A 17,038-nucleotide genomic window follows, 5' to 3' on the forward strand; every position below is an offset into this window, starting at 1 on the left:
GTCAGGACGATATCCAAGTAAACATAACTTAATATTCGCAAAAATTTAGGCGAAAAATATACAGAAAGTAACGTATTATTGATCCTAATTTTTAGTACTTTTGTGATATTATTTTAAATTGATACGGGTAATATATTTAATATTGCTGATGATTTTTTGGCAATAAAGGGGGGTGTCTAGTATATCTTAGAAACAATCCCTGTATCAATAAGTAATAATATGGCTTTATAGTTATCTTATATGAAAGGATCTGAGTGATGCGTAAAATACTCACGAGCGTTTTCGCCGCGACCATCGGTATCGCCGGTTTGATGAGCCCGGCTCCGGCAGAGGCTCGCAATCCCGGCATATTGAGGCATGCGCCCGGTGGTCATGGGTTCCACGGTGGAGGTCATGGATTTCACAGCGGAGGTCAGAGGTTCCTTCAGGGCGGGCATCATTATCGAGGGGGACGAGGCTATTATGGCAGGAGAGGAGGGGGCTACTATGGCGGGGGGTATTACGACGGCGAAGATGATAATACCGGCGCCATCGTTGGGGCCGGCATTCTGGGGTTGGCTGCAGGTGCCCTGATGGGTAGAGCGATGGACCACCATGGAGCGCCCGGAAATTCCTGTGCTGCCCGCTTCAGATCGTATAACAGGGCCACTGGCACCTATTTGGGATATGATGGGCCCCACCACAGTTGCCCTTGATGCCTGCGTATTTCGCTGGAGGAGTCCGAACATCTTCTGAAAGAATGTGACAGACGATCCGTATGAGTAGGTGAGGTGCTCCCAGAATTTGAACCGCCCAGCTGGAAGATTTTCCGGGCTGAGGCTCATGGCGGATGGGATGCGCCAGAGCCATTTGTCAGCGCCATCGGCACCTTGGTGCCGATGGCGCTATAAGGACGAACTTCGCTGTAGTTCCTACGCCATTGCTCCATCTTCTGGCGGGCGTCGTCAAGCGTCCGGAACCAATGGGCGTTCAGGTACTCTGCACGAAACTTGCCATTGAATGACTCGATAAACGAGTTTTTGGTCGGTTTGCCCGGCCGCGAGAAGTCGAGCACGATGTCCTTCTGGCAGGCCCAGAGATCGAGGTGGCGGGAGATGAACTCGGATCCTTGGTCGACGCGGATCGGGGTTGCTCTGAGTAGTTTCCGATCCTCTTCCCGGGCATCGGTTCGGGGATAAAGTCGTCTCAGAGCGGATCGGATTGATGATCCGCGCATGTGCATTTCGATGCCTTGACCGGAAGACCGACATGAAAAATATCATCATACTGTGCGTTGTAGCGCTGTCTGTCGCTGCGTGTGCCAATGCCAGAGATACGCGTATGTCCAAGGGCGCGCTTCTCGGCGGCGCGGGTGGCGCGCTCATCGGTGGTGTCGCTACTCGTTCTGCCGGCGGTGCGATTGTTGGCGGAGCTATCGGCGCTGCGGCTGGCGCTGTCGTCGCGGACGTAACCAGGCCACGACATCGCGGCAGCAGGTGCCATTATAGCAACTTGCTTGGGAAACGCGTCTGCCAGTATCGGTAAGCCAACGCCGGGTGGATATCGAAGCCTCAGCGACATCTAGGTAAATGCCGAGGCTATAAGGCGAGCAAGGTCCTTATTAGGGTATGGCCGGCTGGGATTGCAATCTTGTAGCCCGTCACTAGCGAGGCCTTATGCCTGTTGATTTGCCGCCCGCGCGGAAGCTGGCGAAGACCGTGTCATTCATAAGTGTTTCGAGAAAGGAAGCGGCTCGTCAGGTGTCTTTTGCTTTGATGCTTCTCGCCCTATGCATTGCTGCAGCAATTATTGCGGCAGCCATGCACCTTCTGCCTTAGGTTTCAAGCGGGTCACAAAAGAAATACGATTTAGGGCACTAGACCGCCCCGCCATTCGTGCCATGTTGCCGATTATGGAACGACGCTACGATCTTCGGGCCGAAGAAGACGACACGTGGACTGTTTTTCGACGTGTTTACAGGCTTGCCAGCAATGGTCGACGGCTTCGAAGCCACAGGTTTCGAGGTGGAGGAAGCCGGTGATCTTCTCGCCATGCTCAATGCAGCGGATTTTGAACGCAGGCGCGAAGCTGGCATGCTCTAGCCCCAGCCGCTCCCAGGAACGATCGCCTCTCCCCGGTGTTGGCTACCAGGAGGTGCGATATGGAACATGCCAGCTTCTCTCAACCTGTCGAGGTGAAAGCTCTTGCGATCGCAGGCGCTGATCAGGCCGCGACCTATCTTTTCGAGTATTGGCCCGTTGTCGAAGGTAAGTGTTACGAACTGGCCAAGCTCGCTTGCATCGACGCTCAGCGAGCGTGCCTCGATGTCATGGCAGGCGCTGCCAGCCAGACCAAGCTCGCGAGGCTTTCGGCGAGGCGTGCAAAGAAGCGGATATGCGTGTAATGCCGTGAGAGCATCCGAATGCGAGGAGGTCAAACTGTGCCTCCCCGCTTTTTGCTTTTTAGGTAGATATTCCCTGGCGCGAGTTGCCGGTCATCGCCGACATGAACCCGAATTCGAACGCCGGCTCCAGCCCTGCCTCACCCAGCGCATCGATGATCGATGAATGCATAGCGAGCTTCCTTGGTTTTTCGCCCGTCGTTCAAGCCCTCGAGCAGGCTGAGCGCGCCACTGCGTAGAGATCTTCACCCCCTTCGGGCCAGCGATTGTCAAGGAAATCCAAAGCCTGTTGGACCGACCGGATGACGACAACCCAGCGGTGTCCAAGCTTGAACGAAATCGGGTGATGGAAGGCCACTTCTGACATCCAAACCTCAAATAGACCAAGAATGGACATGTGCGCTTCGAAGCCGAGACAAGATCTGCAGCTGGCGTGACATTTTCAGATTAGGGCGGGTTGCTGCTCGAGAAGGGTCTCGCCCTCTCCAAACGATGAATGTTCTCCTATTTCAGGCCCACGCTTTTGACGTGAGTAACAACGGGGATTCTCGTCGGGGCGGTTGCATTGAAATTCAAACATGAGCCTGGATGGCCGAATTCATGATGGAGCAGAGGGGCAAGCGTTCGAAACGCGCCTAACGATCCCTGGCTGACGCCGAGCCGAAGGCACGCGATGCGGCGCCAGCTGGCTTCCGGCCGATTTGAGTCCTCTCCAAATAAAATTGAAAATAATTTGGAACTTTCTACCTTATGCAATGGTTTATGTATTCTCATTAGATGCATAAAACTAGGAGTTATATATGCGTAAGATGTTTATTGCTGCCGCCATGCTTCCATTGTTTGCAATTCCTGCGCTTGCCCAGACCGCCACCGCTACGACGACAGAGACATTTGTTCTGGCAAAGCCGACCGATGTCCTGAGCAGCAACCTCATCGGCTTAAACATTTCCAATAGTGCCAAGGACAATATCGGCGAGATCAAGGATCTTGTGATTTCCGAGGGAGCACTATCGGGATATGTCGTTTCTGTCGGGGGCTTCCTCGGCATCGGCACACACTACGTCGTCGTCTCTCCGAAAAGCGTATCGGTGAACTATTCCGAGGCCGACAAGAAGTGGTCGGCAACCATGGACGCGACCAAGGACCAACTCAAGGCCGCCCCGGAGTTCAAATATGAGGGCCGTTGGGCGAAATAACAGCCAGGACGGCACCGACCTCGCCCTTTCGGAGGGCGAGGTTTTCCTTGAAAGACATGGGATGTTCGGTTCGCCAGCATTGGGGGCCGGGGCCGGGCACGGGTTATGCAGGCGGAAGAAATCATTTGACAGTCGGGAAGGACCGGCAGGGCATGAAATGCACGGTGAGCGATTGGGCAGCGACGACCAGCCCACCGCGACGCAGCGACAGCCCAGGTTCGCGACAGCAGCCGATCTCAGGCACTGCCCGTTGTGCGGACATTGCTGCGTGTTCTCTCAAGTCATTCCGCCCAGGACCTCGCGACAAGAATTCTGACGGAGGGGCCACTCCCTCTGGGCGGCATCTCTTGCATGGTATTTAATCGCTACATCGCAATTTAATTGTGATATGGTCTGCCAATAATAATAAACAAAAGGTAGATAATATGAAAATTAAAGAGGCCTTTTCTGAAAAGAGAATTGCATATTTATTAGGAAGGAAAATTTTTTCAACTGGAAATGAAGCGCCACGCAGACCTTTAAATTCAAATGAGGAGCCGTTTCTATATTGGACGTGGTATGGATTTCAGATGAGTCAATTGCTAAAGAGCTTTGAAATGACGCGTGGTCTGAAAGACGGTCGTCGCGCTTGAGCCGGCTGCACGGCTGCCCCTCATCAGGCAGCTCGTTCCATCCAGGCGGCACTTCTGAAGTCCGCCATGCCCGGCGACCAACTGCATGAACGCCGGGGACTTGTACAATCCCGTTTATTATCTGCAGATTGGCAATAGGTGGCAGATTGGCAATAGGTGGCAGATTGGCAATAGGTGTTTGCTAAGCCGAAAATATTGGAACGTCGTGTCGTAGTGTGAGAAGCGCCCTCCGACAGCCGCTCAATGATGGGAACAACACGTTTTTTCTTCAGTTTGGCAGTCGCAGGTGCAGCTTTGTGCCAAACCGCACGAGGCCACCGAGCCCCTTCACGACGTCCTCGACGAGTTTTCGGCAGAAGTCTTGGTCCATGAGATCGCCGGGCGGGGCGAGCCCTTTGCGGCCTACGGCCTCGATCAGCTTGATAACCTCTTTGGCATCTTCTTCTTCTTTGGGATGGTAGTTGATGGCGACGCCGCCTCCCTCCATGGCATAGGCGATGGCTGTGGCACGGCTCATTCCGGAGTCGCCGCCGGTAATAAGGGCTTATCTGCCAGCCAACCGTCCGGAACCGCGATAAGATTGCTCGCAGTGATCCGGTCTTGGGTTCATTTTCGAAGCCAACCCCGGCCAGGGTTGAACCTGGCGCTTGAAGGGCCGTTTTGGATACTTCTCGACAGGGTTTGTTGTCGGTGACTTGGGGGGCTGACTCCTGGACATACGGATCTCCAGCGCAAATGGGAAGGGTGCTTTCGAACTTCGCCCAGGGCCCGGGTTCCATTGACGGGGAGTTTCGAGAAGGCACTGTGCCCACGGAAGAGTGGTGGCGGGAACGAATGATATCGCCAATCGTTCGGTGGGTCTCCAAGAGCAGTCCGATCAGATCGGCCCCGTTGCCTGCTCGCTTGCAACAACGAGGTGGAGAAGGTGGACCCCCGCAACTTCGTTGCGACCTTTCGTCAAAGGCGCACACAAGGAGGATTTCTACATGGCTATCGAGAGCACGGAATATGGCAATCTAATTGGCAGCGACAAGGTTGAGGGCACGGCCGTTTATGGCGCGGACGGGGAGAAAATCGGCTCGATCGAGCGCGTCATGATCGACAAGAAATCTGGTCAGGTATCTTACGCGGTGCTGGGCTTCGGTGGCTTTCTCGGCATTGGTACCGAGCATTATCCGCTGTCTTGGAACTCACTGACCTACAACACCGAGCTCGGCGGCTATCAGACCGCTTTGACGGACAGCCAATTGCAAGGTGGTCCGAAATATTCATCCGACGATGAGTGGGACTGGGACAACCCCGATCGCCCCCGTGCCGTTGATGCATATTACGGCGCGCTGTGGAGCGGTAACCCTCTCGATCCGAGGTTGGATCAGCGTCCATAGTATCGTTGATCGAGAGGGGCCGGAATCCAGGTTCCGGCTTCTCCGTTCGATCGTGACGAGGCTGGGCTTGCCGGGCGGCGATCGCGGGGGAAGAATCCCATGAGACGGTTGATCGATCGGAAACTATTACTGACATGACGGTTTAACGCTGCGGGAATAGCGCCCAGGCTTTCCTACCGATGCCTGCGGCGATGCTGGCGCTTGAACACATCGACGGCCCGATCGCCATGTTGGCGCGCAGGCGCGACAAGCAGGCCTTGCAGCGTAAACAGCGTGAATGGTCGGGGCGAACCCTGGGAGGAGATATCCCGATGGCAAAGAAAACCCGAGAAAAGACCGCGAGAATCCACGAGCAAACCCTGATGCGTGGCAATGGCGGCGAACTGCATCAGATCGCCGAGGGCGATACGCCCGTGCTTACGACGGCGCAGGGCAATCCGGTTGCCGATGACCAGAACAGCCTCAGAGCCGGACCGCGTGGTCCAACCCTCCTCGAGGACTTCCATTTCCGGGAGAAGATTTTCCATTTCGATCATGAGCGCATTCCCGAGCGTGTCGTTCATGCTCGAGGTTATGGAGCGCATGGCTATTTCGAGACCTACAAGTCCCTGGCGGAATATACGCGTGCCGATTTGTTTCAGCGTGCTGGCGAGAAGACGCCGGCCTTTGTGCGCTTCTCGACGGTCGCCGGCTCCAAGGGTTCGTCCGATCTGGCGCGTGACGTGCGCGGTTTCGCGGTCAAGATCTATACAAAAGAGGGCAACTGGGATCTGGTTGGCAACAACATCCCGGTTTTCTTCATCCAGGACGCCATCAAGTTCCCCGATATCATTCATTCGGTGAAGCCAGAGCCCGACCGTGCTTTTCCCCAGGCCCAGTCGGCGCATGATAATTTCTGGGATTTCATTTCACTGACGCCGGAATCCATGCACATGATCATGTGGGTCATGTCGGATCGGGCGATCCCGCGTTCTTTCCGCTTCATGGAAGGGTTCGGCGTCCACACGTTCCGCTTCCTCAATGCCCAGGACAGTTCCACTTTCGTCAAATTCATCTGGAAGCCAAAACTCGGCCTGCAGTCCGTCGTCTGGAATGAGGCGGTCAAGATCAATGGCGCCGATCCCGACTTTCATCGTCGCGATTTGTGGGATGCAATTCAGTCCGGCAATTTCCCTGAATGGGAACTGTGCGTGCAGCTTTTCGATCAAGCGTTCGCCGACAGTTTCGACTTCGATGTGCTCGATCCGACCAAGCTCATACCGGAGGAAGTCATCAAACCCGTTCCGGTGGGACGTCTGGTATTGGATCGGATGCCGGATAACTTCTTCGCCGAGACCGAGCAGGTTGCATTCATGACGCAGAACGTGCCGCCTGGGATCGATTTTTCCAATGATCCCCTGCTGCAGGGCCGCAACTTTTCCTATCTCGATACGCAGCTGAAGAGGCTTGGAAGCCCGAACTTTACCCACATCCCCATCAACGCACCGAAATGTCCTTTCGCGCATTTCCAGCAGGATGGGCATATGGCAATGCGCAATCCCGTCGGCCGCGCCAACTATCAGCCGAATTCATGGGGACAAGGGCCGAGAGAAGATCCCGTTCGCGGCTTTCGCTCCTTCCGGGAGGACATCGATGCGCCGAAGGTCCGCCTGCGTGCCGAGAGCTTTTCCGACCATTACAGCCAGGCGCGGCAGTTCTACATCAGTCAAACCGCTCCCGAGCAAAAGCACATCGGGATGGCGTTGACCTTCGAACTGAGCAAGTGCCAAAATCCCCTCATCCGCGAGCGTATGGTCTCACATCTATTGAACATCGATGAAGAGCTTGGTGCAGCGGTCTGTGACAAGCTCGGGATCGGCAAATTACCCGCACCTGCGAATGCCGCCGTCGCGCCTCGAAGGGATCTTCCATCATCACCCGCTCTCAGCATCATCCAGAATGGCCCCGCAAGCTTTGCTGGCCGCAAGGTTGGCGTCCTGGTCGGCAATGGCTCGGACGCTTCGATGCTCAAGACGCTGCAGGCCGCGCTTGAAAAGGAAGGTGCAATTCTGGAGGTGATCGCGCCGAAGGTGGGTGGGGTGAAGGCAAAAGACGGGTCGCTCATTCCGGCACATCATATGATCGACGGCGGCCCTTCAGTCCTTTTCGACGCTGTGGTGCTGTTGCTGTCGGAGGAGGGGGCAGAAGCGTTGACGGGCGAGGCGGCGGCGCGAGATTTTGTGGCGGATGCGTTTACGCATTGCAAGTTCATCGGCTTCAGCCATGGGGCCGAGACCCTCTTGTTGAGATCGGGCGTCGCCGCCGATGCTGACGAAGGGCTCATATATCTCGGCGATGAGAGGGCAATCGCTGGTTTCGTGAAGGCCTGCCGTAAATTGCGCCTGTGGTCACGTGAAGCAAGCGTCAAACTTTGAAGAGCACCTCGAGATGGCTGTCCGCGCGACGGCCGGTTGCCATCTCGCCTGCTCGGCTTTGATTGTAGAGATATTGTTCGCGGCTGCATGCTGAAAGGGGGATGCGCACCGCTGCCCCTGAAACTCTCTCCCCGACCTGCAGGCGAAGCCCCATATCTAAGGACACCGGGGGACGAATGGGGAACCCCGGCAGCGCTCAGATTGCGCTGTTGCGGTGCTCGGGCTCGCAAACTCAGGTTGCGATGGTGATGCCGGCCTCCCCGGCCGCGAGTACGAAAGCTTGCCTCGCATCCTCCGGGTCACGCTTGCCTTCGATCACTTCGAGGCAGAACCGCCTGGCTAACTCGTAGTGATCGCCGTGCTCGATCGGCCAGTCTTCCACCAGATATTCCGCAGCCTGGTTGACGTCAGCGATAACGATCTCCTCGATCACGAGCGGGCGGGAAAAGGCAGTGTGGGCCATGGTTTACCTCCTAGGAACCCAACCCGGCGCAGACGCGATGGTTCCCAATCTTGGTCGGCTTCCCAGCCACCACCAGGGAAGAAGCTCAACGAGATGATGCATTTGCATCAGCAAATCTGATCCGTGGAAATCTGGTTCGCACGCACTGTCCGACCTAAGCTCTTATGCCGGGGAAGGTCGCTGAGCCTCCCCTCCATAACGATAAGCGGGAGTGCCAAATGAATGCGAATGTCAGAACGCTGCGTGCGGAGCATCATCTCATTTCCGCTTCCGGCGACCTCCTCGCGATGTCGTTGAAACAAGCACCGATCGAGCTTGGCGGGACATGCCCGGCCGTGCGTAGTGAGGCCGACTATCGCCAGCTCGAGCACAAACTGGCGCAAGCCTTGCAACGCCTCGAGCAGTGTGAAGCCCAGCTCGGAGAGGCCGATCACCGCATCCGTAACTCCCTGCAATTGGTGGCGAGCATGCTCTCGCTCCAGGCTCGCAATACCATCGATGAGAAGGCCGCCGACGCGCTCCTCACCGCCAAGGACCGGATCTACACCATTGCCATGGTGCACGAGCAGCTCCATGGCTGCGCCACCGAAGATTGTGTCGACCTTGGTGAGCTTTTGACCCGGCTCGGCGAATTGCTGGCGGGCAACAGGCCGGACAATGTCAGGCAGGTCATCGTCACTGCCGCCCATGTTTCCGTGCCAACCCAGTTGGCCAAGCATCTGGGCTTACTGGTCTGCGAACTCGTTACCAACGCTTTCAAATACGCCTATCCGGGTGAACGGGTGGGCGACGTACGCGTGTGGCTGACCTTAGCGGCTGATCAATGCCGGCTCATGGTTGAAGATGACGGCGTTGGTATGCCGCACGGGCTCGATGGCATGCCCGCCCGGGGATTTGGCGCGTTCATGCTCAAATCCATCGTTGGGGTGACCGGCGGCAAGATGCGGATCGGCAAGGGCGCCGGCGCATCTGTCGTCATCGAGATACCGAGCAAGAGCCTGTCGATCGCGTGAGACCGACCCGTCCAGCGGAAGGACGAGAGCCGGCACCAGTGCTCCTCGATGGAAGAAAGCCGCCTGTACATCGAAGGTGCAATCATCATGCCCACACAAAAGCCGTGACACGCTCACAATCCAGCGCCGGGCAGCGATCTGGTCCAGATGTTCCGAAGCGATCCATCGAGGAACAAAATTCCCAGGCTTGAGTTTGGCACCGGGATTCGCAGATAGGCAGATAGGATGAGCAAAATGGCAGGTTCTACGAAGGAAGACAACGGGCAGGCGATTTCTCGCGATCGTCTTGCCGAATTGCTGAACGAGGACCTTTCCCGTGAATATCAGGCGATCATTGCCTATGTTGTGTACTCGCAGGTAATCAAGGGTCCCGAGTATATGAGTATCGCGGAACAATTGGAGACCCATGCGCATGATGAGCTAAAGCATGCCCTCATCTTGTCCCGACAAATCGATTATCTCGGCAAGATGCCGACCGTCGTGCCGAAGCCAGTTCAGACATCGAAGGTCGCCCGTGAGTTGTTGCGATTTGATCTGAACAACGAGAATGAGACAGTTCGCAATTACAGGGAGCGGGTTCGCCAGTGCGAAGCCTTGGGTGAGTTTGCCCTTGCCGAACAGATTCGTCAGATCCTCGTAGATGAACAAGACCATCAGATTGATCTTGCCACCGCGTTGGGAGAGGACGTTCCGGATATGAGCAGACCTCTAAAGAAATAACCTCCCGATCGTTCATATGATTGATCCCAGTGAAGCGGGAGACGGTGCTGGGAATTTCGGAACGGTCGCGAGCGATGTTGCCGAGATGTTACTTCCAGGCCGGGAAAATAATTAGGGAACAGCCGACGAAGGCGGCGGTTATATGCGGTTGAAACTTACAGGAGGCCGAGTATGGACCACAGCACACACACCAGGCTTGCCGACAGCGAACTCACACCCGAATATTTGGAAGGCGCGACGATTTACGGCCCGGAGGATGAGAATATCGGCAGTGTCTCCCATGTCCACGGTATAGGCACGGACACCATTGTCGTGATCGATGTCGGCGGTTTCCTGGGCATAGGTGCCAAGCCCGTGGCCGTGAGGGTCGCTGACCTCGATTTCATGCGGGACGAGAATGGCGAGGTACACGCGGTGACCTCGTGGACGAAAGACCAGCTCAAGGCAATGCCCGAACACCAGGACTGAAGTCTGGTCTCGGGAAAAAAACGGCGTGGCGGATAGGTCGCCTAAAGCGTTCCGTTTCTTGCAATGAGCACAGTTAACGTGGAAGAGCAGGTGGATCTAACATCTGCTCTTCATGTTTTCGGGCATCTATTTAATATCGAATATTAAATTTATATTGATAATAATCTGGAACATTTGCGGCTGTTGAAGGTTAATATCAAGAAATAGCAGATAATTTCTATCTGTTTAATCCTTGGGTTTCAATGGATAGCGCGCCCGTTTCCCTTCTTTCTTCTTTGCCCGGCCATCCGCAGCAGCACGAAGAAATGCGTCCTGCGATCATTGCCATCCCCGCTTGCAACGAGGAGGAACGGATCTCGCGCTGTCTCGCGGCTCTCGCCGTCCAAAGAGACAAGAGGGGCCAGCGCATTCCCTTCGAAGCCTATCAGGTGCTTGTCTATGCCAATAATTGCACCGACGCGACCGCCGCAAGGGCGGCCGACATACGCAATGGCACGGGCGTGCGGATCGATGTTGTCAGTGTTACCTGTTCCGAGGAACTGTCCTCGGCGGGTCTTGCGCGCAAAGCTGCCATGGACATTGCGGCTGGGCAACTCGAAATGGCGGATTTGCATAACGGCGTCATCTTGACGACGGATGCAGACAGCATCGTTTCGCCGTCCTGGCTTGCGAGCAGCTGGCAGGAGTTTTCGCAAGGCGCCGATTGCATTGCCGGCTATATCGACGCGGATCCGCACGAATTCATAGAGCTCGGTCGAAGTTTCCAGTATCGCGGTTTCTTCGAGGAGCACTATCACGCGCTCGTTGCCGAGATTTTCGCGTTGTTGGATCCACGGCCTCATGATCCATGGCCCAATCACCAGGTCAGCTCAGGTGCCAGTCTGGCCGTTACGTTGAAGATGTACCGCGCAATCGGCGGTTTGCCAGCTAAGGCGACAGGCGAAGATGCCGCGCTCGCGCTGGCCGTAGAGTGCCTGGGTGGAAAAGTCCGTCATTCCATGGATGTTTGCGTGACGACATCCTGCCGGCTAGACGGTCGGGCTGTGGGTGGGGCGGCTGACGCCATGAAGCAACGCCATGCAGAGCCCGACGCACCTTGTGATCAGGAGCTGGAATCCGTTTTCGCGGTGACCAAGAAGGCGTGGCTGAAGGGGCATTTGCGCCGGTCAAGCAACATCGGCTTCATGGAAGAGTCTGCAATCCTCGCAGCATTGGGACTGGGGTCGGAAGAGATTGGGAGGCTTCTCACAACCCTTCGTCGATCGTGCTTTGAAGTCTTCTGGCAGGAGTTAAGCGCTGCCAGCACCTTTCTGCGCTATGGCGAACCCTTGAGACCTTCCATGCTGGCAGGGGAGATCAGCCGCGCCGAAATCCTACTGACTTTCCTTCGGTCCCAGCCTAATCCACTCGAGGCGATAGATCTCCTGATGGAGGACCGTGTGGCATTCGAGGCGAGGTTGCAGCGCGTCCAGGAATAACGCGGCCGCTTCCGTACCGCCCAGGGGATAGTTCGTCGGACCAAGCCAGTGACAGAGAACGATCTCGGCTGCGGAGCTTGCGTTGGCCCGGCACCAGGCGGCGAGTGACAACAGATCCGTGACGTCCAGATAATACAGGACCTCGGACAGCACGATGAGATCGAAGGGGCCTGCAGGCAGCCCGTCCGGCGCCGCGGCGATATGAAAGTTCACATTGTCCAAGGTAGCGCAGGCGATCCTGGCCTTTGCGATGGCAGTGGGCGAGATGTCGACAGCATCGAGCGCATCACAGTGAGCAGCCAGGCGTGCGGTCAACACGCCGATTGAACAGCCGATCTCCAATGCTTTTGCGTAGGAGGCTCGGGCGAGCGCCCGCAAGGTTGCCTGATATTTCCGATCCTCGTACTCGCTCGTCGCAAAGTTCCACGGGTCGGAATCCGATCTATAGAGCGCCTCGAAATACTCGCGGCCGATTGTGTGCTGATGTCTCATGTTTGGCTCCGGATAAAATATTCCGTCGGTTCGAGAAAACGGCGGAGCTTTTCTGCGCTGAACGTAAAGCCCTCGGGATCATCATCGATCAGCTTCGTCATCTGTGACGCGTGCGCAGCAATAGCTCGGTGCTTTTGGCCGATCCAGGGTGAGATATCGAGACGGAAACCTTCCGGATGAGGTCGTTCGATGGACATCGAGCTGGGAAGATACCAGCCCCATATCGGGTAATGCCACAAGAGGAGATGAGGCAGCTCCTGCCCGACGGCCTCCGCGATCCTTGCTGCTGCCAAATGGTCGCAGTGGGGGTCCTTGTCCCAGCTGACGAAGAGACTGGTCGAAGCACTCCTGACGACCAGTTGGGATAGACGCTGCACGGCTTGATCGAACAATGCCCCGGACGTCGGGGCGGACGTGTCCGGCACGTCGAAATGAGTTATGTTTGCCGGCAAAAGACCTAAGGCTTCCAAACCCGTGCGACATTCCTGGCGTCGTAGCTCGATCAAGCGCGCCTTTGGAAAGCGCAGCGAATTTGGATGAGAACCAGCACCGTCCGTCAAGACGGCAACATTCACATCGATGCCCGCTTGAAGGCATGCAGCGATCAGGCCACCGGTGCCCAAAGCCTCGTCGTCCGGGTGAGGGGCCAGAATGGTTACGGCACCGCCACCAAGCTTGTCGAGGCCAGCATAGGGCAGGTTGGCGACCTTTGCGAGATAGGCGCTAATTCTCATCGGCGTTCCACAGTTCATGAACCGGGACGGAAGCGGTCAACGCGAACCGTGCCGCATCGGCCATTGCAAGATCGGGAACCGGTTGCCTCAAATAGGTTCTTAGATCGCGTGATATACGCTCGATGGGGTCAGGGCGCATGAAGGAGGCCAGGCCAATACCTCGCTGTATGGTATCCATGACGTCGAGCGCGGCTCGCTCCGTCACGCCTCTCGTCAGATTTGAAAGGGCCACGCAACCTTGAGCGTCGTCTGCTCTTAGCGCCAGATGCCGAGCCGCTGCTCTCGTCCACGAGGCCGCGGTTCGAGCCGCGGCGAGGCATATGGCAACGCGCTGAAGCTGATAGGGATCCTCACCGCGCTGGCGTGCCCGTAATTGCGAAAGATAGAGATCGACAAGCCGTTCGATGGCGCCGAGGTGGACGGCGCAAAAGCGCCAGGAGCCCCCTGAAAAATACGGTTGGCGCATGAAATCGCCTGGCTCGCCGATCAGATTTTCGTCGGTGATGGTGATCCCAGACAGGTCGATCGATCCGGTCGCGCTGGAGCGCATCCCTTGCGGGGTCCATCTTGACAGGTCTACGCGAGCCTCTGCGCCCTGGAGTTCCAGAAGAACGATGCGTTGACCCGCTTCGCTGTTCGCCGTGACCAAAGGCCTCGAAAGAAAATCGGCCCCGGAAGCGAGGATCTTTCCACCCCGCAATATCCAGCCCCCCTTGCTGCGCTCGATGCAGAGGGGATCTTTTCCATCTGCGCCCCACACGCCGGTCATGGCACCGCGCCTTACCGATGAGGCCAGACTATCCAGTTGCGCGGAGGTGCCGTAACGCTGAAGGAGATCGATCGCGTTGCAATGGCCTTCAAACAGGCGCCCAATTGAAAGATCGGCCGCTCCCAGCGAGCGAAGGGCCTCATGCAGCCGGGGCCAGTGCGGCGCCCCGAGAAGCCCGCCTCCGTCCCGGTTTTCTGGAAGCGGCTCCGCCAAGATGCCCATTTCATGCAAGGCTCTCGTTACTGCCGGATCGAGATGGCAGGTTTCATCCGCTTCCGCGGCTCGTTCTTCACAAAGCCTGGTGAAGCCGGCTAGACGATCAGCCCATGAACCATGCCCCTCGCTGCGACCAGTTTCACTAGGCAGTTTCGTGGCCGCACTCGCCCGCATTTTTATTGTTCCTCGCCGCTGTTCTCGGAGTCCAACACGTGGCGGCACGAAATCGTTCCAGCCGAAAGCCGGGCGTGGCTGAAGCATCACCCTTCAAACTCGCCTTCTACCGGGCGGGTACCGGAACAAAGGCTACCGGCTATGGTTTGAGCCGTCATGGGCTCGGGAATTGCGATGGAATAACAACGGACGAAGCACATGCCGCACAACCGGGCGTTGGTTGATCTGTCAAACGGATTGCCTTTGTCGTCTCTCGAAGAAGGGCAACCCTTCTTCGGTCGGGTCGGCGATGCTCCTGTCTATGTGCTCAAGCGGAAATCCTCTGTCGACGCCTTCAGCTCCCTGTGCAGCCACCTCGGTGGTCCCTTGCAGGACGGTTTGGTTGACGGGGCCCATGTGCGCTGTCCCTGGCATCACGCGTGTTTCGAACTCAAGAGCGGAAGAGCCCTTGCGGCACCTGCCTTCAATCCCCTGGAGCGCTATGACGTGGACGTGCGAGACGGCACGGTGAGGGTCACCAAGCAAATGCCGGCAGCCGAACCTCGGGGTGTCGCATCGCAGTCTCGGAATCCCGATCAGGGCGCTTTTGCTATCATTGGCGGCGGGGCCGCGGGTTTTGCCGCGGCGCATGCATTGCGTGCAGACGGCTGGCCTGGCCGGATCCTCATGTACTCGGCCGATAGCCGAGCACCTTATGACCGCACGCTGCTGACCAAGGATTATCTCGACGGGCATTTCGGCGATGATCGTCTCGAGATCGCCAAGAACGCATTTGAGAAGCTCGGTGTCGATCTTGAACTCGACGTCGAAGTCGAGGCGATTGAGCCTGCCGATAATTTGCTTCGCTTCAGCCAGGGACGAACACAGATCTATGACAAGCTGCTATTGGCGACCGGCTCTCGACCCAAGCGCCTCGACATACCGGGTGGAGCCGGCTCAAACGTCTTTACGCTTCGAACTCTCGCCGATTGTCGCCGCATTCTCGCTGCCGTGTCTCATGCCCGACGCGCGGTCATCATCGGTGGCAGCTTCATTGGGCTTGAAGCGGCCGCTTCCCTGACGAGCCGAGGAATTTCCGTGGCGGTCGTGGTGCCTCAATTCCATCCAATGGAAAAGCTGCTGGGCCGTGCGTTGTCGGATCTTATAATCCAAACACTCTCGGCGAAGGGCGTCGAGTTCCATTTCGGATGCAAGCCAGCCAGGATCGAGGGGAATTGGGTAACGCTCGACAAGGGGGATAGCCTGGAAGCCGACTTCATGCTCGTGGGTATCGGTGTCACTCCGAGAATCGGGCTCGCGCGCTCCGCTGGCATAACGATCGACCAAGGTGTGGTGGTCGACGAGTATTTGCGCACGTCCGCTCAGAATATCTATGCTGCTGGCGATATCGTCAGTTGGCCATACCGGATCAAGGAAGAGAGGATCCGAACGGAACATTGGGTCGTCGCCCAAAGACAGGGACAGACGGCTGCGGTCAATATGTTGGGGAGCCAGCAGCCATTGAGATTGGTGCCTTTCTTCTGGAGCAAATTTTTCGATCTCTCGTTCCGTTATATCGGCCACGCCAGGGAATGGGACGCGGTAACGATCGAAGGAGATCTCCAAAAACGCAATGCTCTATTGCGGTACTGGAAGGATGGGATTGATGTCGCAGTAGCAAGTGTCGGCCGTGACCGGGATTGCTTGCTTGCCGAAAGGGACTTTTATGTCCGACTTCGAAATGGGAAAGATGGCAACGCAGCTTAATCACTAGAGCGGACGCGGCGTCGCCTCCCTAGCAGCTAGACAGAATGCGAGAGTACCTTGCGTTGATCTAAACATGATTATTGGCGGGATTACCGGCTCGGCTTACCATCGCACCTGCCAACATCAATTTTGTAGTTTCTCGATCTCCTGTATCGCGGCTTCGCCGGCTTCCGTGATCTCCCAATAATTGGCCGCCGGGCGGGGCTTGATAGCTACGAATCCCAGAATGCGCAGGCGCCAAAAGGTTCGTTGCGATCGAACTCCTTCGGGCATGGGACCAATCGGCACGCCTCCCGGAGTCATCCTGACTTCTATGCCCGCCTTCAGCGCAGCGAGCGCACGGATCTGGGCGGGGGATAGCTTCGCCATGCAAGCAACGCCGTCCTAGCATATCAGCGCAAGTTCGAGCACTCGGTTACGGCCTCGATACGCTTGAAGCGTTTATTCTACATGAGATCAAGCAAGTCAGGGGCGAATTGCGCCGTGGCTGCAAAAATGAGTTGCCGGTGTCCTACACCGGCGGGCTGTCTTGGAGGTGCATGCTGTTCTGTAACGCAATCATGCTTGAGCGGGTCCATTCGGTGTTTCCGCGGTCCGAATAGCGATCCAGACGCCGAGAGCCAGACGCTTCTGTTGACTCCTCTGTCCAGATTAGCTTCTCCCTGATGGCCGCTTGCGTCAGTGTCGGCGTGTCGCTGAGATCAGGAACGATATGAGGCCGTGCTATGGCATGCACCCTCACCGAGCCCTGAACGGAA

The 17,038-nt window shown here is 56.8% G+C and carries 18 protein-coding genes and 2 pseudogenes; 11 read left to right on the forward strand and 9 right to left on the reverse strand.

Annotated features, from left to right (window positions below; translation table 11 throughout):
• The first annotated feature begins 584 nt into the window (after positions 1–584).
• Complete coding sequence (locus ACN6KF_RS28920; protein ID WP_434961333.1) at positions 585–695, forward strand: BA14K family protein; 111 nt, start codon at positions 585–587, stop codon at positions 693–695.
• A 125-nt stretch (positions 696–820) separates the two neighbouring features.
• Here the strand turns inward: ACN6KF_RS28920 and ACN6KF_RS28925 are convergent.
• Positions 821–1,123: pseudogene (locus ACN6KF_RS28925) on the reverse strand (integrase core domain-containing protein); the annotation flags it as partial.
• Between the two features lie 62 nt (positions 1,124–1,185).
• The gene (locus ACN6KF_RS28930; protein ID WP_434960341.1) at positions 1,186–1,482 is read right to left on the reverse strand and encodes a hypothetical protein; all 297 of its coding nucleotides are present in this window, start codon (positions 1,480–1,482) and stop codon (positions 1,186–1,188) included.
• A gap of 658 nt (positions 1,483–2,140) precedes the next feature.
• Between ACN6KF_RS28930 and ACN6KF_RS28935 the strand changes: the two genes are divergently transcribed.
• On the forward strand, positions 2,141–2,383 hold the full coding sequence (locus tag ACN6KF_RS28935) for a hypothetical protein (RefSeq protein WP_434960342.1): 243 nt from the start codon (positions 2,141–2,143) through the stop codon (positions 2,381–2,383).
• 199 nt (positions 2,384–2,582) lie between these two features.
• Here ACN6KF_RS28935 and ACN6KF_RS28940 read toward each other — a convergent pair whose 3' ends face one another.
• Complete coding sequence (locus tag ACN6KF_RS28940) at positions 2,583–2,777, reverse strand: DUF982 domain-containing protein (RefSeq protein ID WP_434960343.1); 195 nt, start codon at positions 2,775–2,777, stop codon at positions 2,583–2,585.
• A gap of 403 nt (positions 2,778–3,180) precedes the next feature.
• Between ACN6KF_RS28940 and ACN6KF_RS28945 the strand changes: the two genes are divergently transcribed.
• Both ACN6KF_RS28945 and ACN6KF_RS28950 read left to right on the forward strand, forming a co-directional pair.
• Positions 3,181–3,576, forward strand: coding sequence for a PRC-barrel domain-containing protein (locus ACN6KF_RS28945; protein ID WP_434960344.1), 396 nt, complete (start codon positions 3,181–3,183; stop codon positions 3,574–3,576).
• Positions 3,577–4,001: 425 nt separating this feature from the next.
• Complete coding sequence (locus ACN6KF_RS28950; protein WP_434960345.1) at positions 4,002–4,208, forward strand: hypothetical protein; 207 nt, start codon at positions 4,002–4,004, stop codon at positions 4,206–4,208.
• Between the two features lie 310 nt (positions 4,209–4,518).
• Here the strand turns inward: ACN6KF_RS28950 and ACN6KF_RS28955 are convergent.
• Positions 4,519–4,926: pseudogene (locus ACN6KF_RS28955) on the reverse strand (SDR family NAD(P)-dependent oxidoreductase); the annotation flags it as partial.
• A 268-nt stretch (positions 4,927–5,194) separates the two neighbouring features.
• Here ACN6KF_RS28955 and ACN6KF_RS28960 point away from each other — a divergent pair.
• Both ACN6KF_RS28960 and katE read left to right on the forward strand, forming a co-directional pair.
• Positions 5,195–5,593 (forward strand): PRC-barrel domain-containing protein, encoded by a 399-nt coding sequence (locus ACN6KF_RS28960; protein ID WP_434960346.1) that lies wholly within the window; start codon positions 5,195–5,197, stop codon positions 5,591–5,593.
• A 311-nt stretch (positions 5,594–5,904) separates the two neighbouring features.
• On the forward strand, positions 5,905–8,007 hold the full coding sequence (gene katE / locus ACN6KF_RS28965; protein WP_434961334.1) for a catalase: 2,103 nt from the start codon (positions 5,905–5,907) through the stop codon (positions 8,005–8,007).
• Positions 8,008–8,239: 232 nt separating this feature from the next.
• On the opposite strand, the gene ACN6KF_RS28970 is transcribed toward katE, so the two are convergent.
• Positions 8,240–8,470 (reverse strand): DUF982 domain-containing protein, encoded by a 231-nt coding sequence (locus tag ACN6KF_RS28970; RefSeq protein ID WP_434960347.1) that lies wholly within the window; start codon positions 8,468–8,470, stop codon positions 8,240–8,242.
• 218 nt (positions 8,471–8,688) lie between these two features.
• Here ACN6KF_RS28970 and ACN6KF_RS28975 point away from each other — a divergent pair, with 218 nt between their 5' ends.
• The 4 genes from ACN6KF_RS28975 to ACN6KF_RS28990 all read left to right on the forward strand — a co-directional run bounded on the left by ACN6KF_RS28975 (position 8,689) and on the right by ACN6KF_RS28990 (position 12,149).
• Positions 8,689–9,483 (forward strand): sensor histidine kinase, encoded by a 795-nt coding sequence (locus ACN6KF_RS28975; RefSeq protein WP_434960348.1) that lies wholly within the window; start codon positions 8,689–8,691, stop codon positions 9,481–9,483.
• Between the two features lie 234 nt (positions 9,484–9,717).
• Positions 9,718–10,203 (forward strand): ferritin-like domain-containing protein, encoded by a 486-nt coding sequence (locus tag ACN6KF_RS28980; RefSeq protein ID WP_434960349.1) that lies wholly within the window; start codon positions 9,718–9,720, stop codon positions 10,201–10,203.
• Between the two features lie 171 nt (positions 10,204–10,374).
• A complete protein-coding gene (locus ACN6KF_RS28985) occupies positions 10,375–10,671 on the forward strand; it encodes a PRC-barrel domain containing protein (protein ID WP_434960350.1) in 297 nt (98 codons plus the stop codon).
• Positions 10,672–10,913: 242 nt separating this feature from the next.
• Positions 10,914–12,149, forward strand: a complete 1,236-nt coding sequence (locus ACN6KF_RS28990) for a glycosyltransferase family 2 protein (RefSeq protein ID WP_434960351.1) — start codon at positions 10,914–10,916, stop codon at positions 12,147–12,149.
• Here ACN6KF_RS28990 and ACN6KF_RS28995 read toward each other — a convergent pair.
• From ACN6KF_RS28995 to ACN6KF_RS29005, 3 genes are read right to left on the reverse strand one after another with little or no spacing between them, the layout of a single operon-like run.
• Positions 12,045–12,641, reverse strand: a complete 597-nt coding sequence (locus ACN6KF_RS28995; RefSeq protein ID WP_434960352.1) for an SAM-dependent methyltransferase — start codon at positions 12,639–12,641, stop codon at positions 12,045–12,047. The two genes, ACN6KF_RS28990 and ACN6KF_RS28995, sit on opposite strands and share 105 nt — an antisense overlap.
• A complete protein-coding gene (locus tag ACN6KF_RS29000) occupies positions 12,638–13,375 on the reverse strand; it encodes a PIG-L deacetylase family protein (protein ID WP_434960353.1) in 738 nt (245 codons plus the stop codon). Before ACN6KF_RS29000 ends, ACN6KF_RS28995 begins: the two co-directional genes overlap by 4 nt.
• Positions 13,365–14,534, reverse strand: a complete 1,170-nt coding sequence (locus ACN6KF_RS29005) for an acyl-CoA dehydrogenase family protein (protein WP_434960354.1) — start codon at positions 14,532–14,534, stop codon at positions 13,365–13,367. Before ACN6KF_RS29005 ends, ACN6KF_RS29000 begins: the two co-directional genes overlap by 11 nt.
• A gap of 198 nt (positions 14,535–14,732) precedes the next feature.
• Here ACN6KF_RS29005 and ACN6KF_RS29010 point away from each other — a divergent pair, with 198 nt between their 5' ends.
• On the forward strand, positions 14,733–16,280 hold the full coding sequence (locus ACN6KF_RS29010) for an FAD-dependent oxidoreductase (RefSeq protein WP_434960355.1): 1,548 nt from the start codon (positions 14,733–14,735) through the stop codon (positions 16,278–16,280).
• 123 nt (positions 16,281–16,403) lie between these two features.
• Here ACN6KF_RS29010 and ACN6KF_RS29015 read toward each other — a convergent pair whose 3' ends face one another.
• Positions 16,404–16,649 carry a hypothetical protein gene (locus ACN6KF_RS29015; RefSeq protein WP_434960356.1) on the reverse strand — a complete coding sequence of 82 codons (246 nt, stop codon included), beginning with the start codon at positions 16,647–16,649 and terminating at the stop codon, positions 16,404–16,406.
• Between the last annotated feature and the right edge of the window lie 389 nt (positions 16,650–17,038).

The organism is Labrys methylaminiphilus subsp. lupini, from assembly GCF_051161885.1.
Lineage (GTDB): Bacteria > Pseudomonadota > Alphaproteobacteria > Rhizobiales > Labraceae > Labrys.

What these genes read in the sequence shown, in the direction of transcription:
- ACN6KF_RS28990 (WP_434960351.1), top strand. Translation starts at nt 10,914, where the DNA reads ATGGATAGCGCGCCCGTTTCCCTTCTTTCTTCTTTGCCCGGCCATCCG.
- ACN6KF_RS28940 (WP_434960343.1), bottom strand. Translation starts at nt 2,777, where the DNA reads ATGTCCATTCTTGGTCTATTTGAGGTTTGGATGTCAGAAGTGGCCTTC.
- ACN6KF_RS28995 (WP_434960352.1), bottom strand. Translation starts at nt 12,641, where the DNA reads ATGAGACATCAGCACACAATCGGCCGCGAGTATTTCGAGGCGCTCTAT.
- ACN6KF_RS28945 (WP_434960344.1), top strand. Translation starts at nt 3,181, where the DNA reads ATGCGTAAGATGTTTATTGCTGCCGCCATGCTTCCATTGTTTGCAATT.
- ACN6KF_RS28960 (WP_434960346.1), top strand. Translation starts at nt 5,195, where the DNA reads ATGGCTATCGAGAGCACGGAATATGGCAATCTAATTGGCAGCGACAAG.
- ACN6KF_RS28970 (WP_434960347.1), bottom strand. Translation starts at nt 8,470, where the DNA reads ATGGCCCACACTGCCTTTTCCCGCCCGCTCGTGATCGAGGAGATCGTT.
- ACN6KF_RS28975 (WP_434960348.1), top strand. Translation starts at nt 8,689, where the DNA reads ATGAATGCGAATGTCAGAACGCTGCGTGCGGAGCATCATCTCATTTCC.
- ACN6KF_RS29005 (WP_434960354.1), bottom strand. Translation starts at nt 14,534, where the DNA reads ATGCGGGCGAGTGCGGCCACGAAACTGCCTAGTGAAACTGGTCGCAGC.
- ACN6KF_RS29015 (WP_434960356.1), bottom strand. Translation starts at nt 16,649, where the DNA reads ATGGCGAAGCTATCCCCCGCCCAGATCCGTGCGCTCGCTGCGCTGAAG.
- ACN6KF_RS28930 (WP_434960341.1), bottom strand. Translation starts at nt 1,482, where the DNA reads ATGGCACCTGCTGCCGCGATGTCGTGGCCTGGTTACGTCCGCGACGAC.
- ACN6KF_RS28980 (WP_434960349.1), top strand. Translation starts at nt 9,718, where the DNA reads ATGGCAGGTTCTACGAAGGAAGACAACGGGCAGGCGATTTCTCGCGAT.
- ACN6KF_RS28920 (WP_434961333.1), top strand. Translation starts at nt 585, where the DNA reads ATGGACCACCATGGAGCGCCCGGAAATTCCTGTGCTGCCCGCTTCAGA.
- ACN6KF_RS29010 (WP_434960355.1), top strand. Translation starts at nt 14,733, where the DNA reads ATGCCGCACAACCGGGCGTTGGTTGATCTGTCAAACGGATTGCCTTTG.
- ACN6KF_RS28985 (WP_434960350.1), top strand. Translation starts at nt 10,375, where the DNA reads ATGGACCACAGCACACACACCAGGCTTGCCGACAGCGAACTCACACCC.
- ACN6KF_RS29000 (WP_434960353.1), bottom strand. Translation starts at nt 13,375, where the DNA reads ATGAGAATTAGCGCCTATCTCGCAAAGGTCGCCAACCTGCCCTATGCT.
- ACN6KF_RS28950 (WP_434960345.1), top strand. Translation starts at nt 4,002, where the DNA reads ATGAAAATTAAAGAGGCCTTTTCTGAAAAGAGAATTGCATATTTATTA.
- katE (WP_434961334.1), top strand. Translation starts at nt 5,905, where the DNA reads ATGGCAAAGAAAACCCGAGAAAAGACCGCGAGAATCCACGAGCAAACC.
- ACN6KF_RS28935 (WP_434960342.1), top strand. Translation starts at nt 2,141, where the DNA reads ATGGAACATGCCAGCTTCTCTCAACCTGTCGAGGTGAAAGCTCTTGCG.